Consider the following 630-nt stretch of genomic DNA (forward strand, 5'->3'; position numbering starts at 1 on the left):
CCGGCGCGGGAGTACAGCAGGCGGGCCTGGCCGAGGAGGTCGAGGCCGATGTTGGCGAGCGCGACCTCCTCCTCCAGCTCGGGCGCGCGGGTGGTCCACTCGGCGAGCCGCTGGGCCGAGACCAGGGCGTCGTCGGCCAACGCCACACAGACGCGGGCCAGTTCCCCCACGTCGACGCCCTCGGGCACGCCGGTGTCGACGCCGTGCAGCGGGTCCTCGAAGCCGGTGCCGTAGGCCCAGCGGGTGTCGTCGTCGTGTCCCTCGGCGAGGGTCATGTAGACGTGGTCGTCACTCATGCCCTGCTCCTCAGATGTGCGGGACGTCGTCGGGGATGTCGTAGAACGTCGGGTGGCGGTACACCTTGTCGGCGCTGGGCTCGAAGAAGGGGTCCTTCTCGTCGCGGGTGGAGGCGGCGATGTGCTCCGAGCGCACCACCCACAGGGAGACGCCCTCGTTGCGCCGGGTGTACAGGTCACGTGCGTGGGTGAGGGCCATCCGGTCGTCGGCCGCGTGCAGCGAGCCCACGTGGACGTGGTTCAGGCCGCGCTTGCCGCGCACGAACACCTCGTACAGCGGCCAGTCGCCCTTGTTCCCGCGCGCCGCGCCCCTGTCGTCCGTGCCGGTCATGCC

General features: G+C 71.6%; 2 protein-coding genes. Both read right to left on the reverse strand.

Annotated features, from left to right (window positions below; translation table 11 throughout):
* A partial coding sequence (locus M8J73_RS44580) for a Phenylacetic acid catabolic protein (protein WP_249829938.1) occupies nucleotides 1-296 on the reverse strand: 296 nt, incomplete at its 3' end.
* 10 nt (nucleotides 297-306) lie between these two features.
* Nucleotides 307-627, reverse strand: coding sequence for a 1,2-phenylacetyl-CoA epoxidase subunit PaaB (paaB, locus tag M8J73_RS44585; protein ID WP_055536965.1), 321 nt, complete (start codon nucleotides 625-627; stop codon nucleotides 307-309).
* Nucleotides 628-630 lie beyond the last annotated feature (3 nt).

The organism is Streptomyces neyagawaensis (genome assembly GCF_023516595.1).
GTDB lineage: Bacteria > Actinomycetota > Actinomycetes > Streptomycetales > Streptomycetaceae > Streptomyces > Streptomyces neyagawaensis.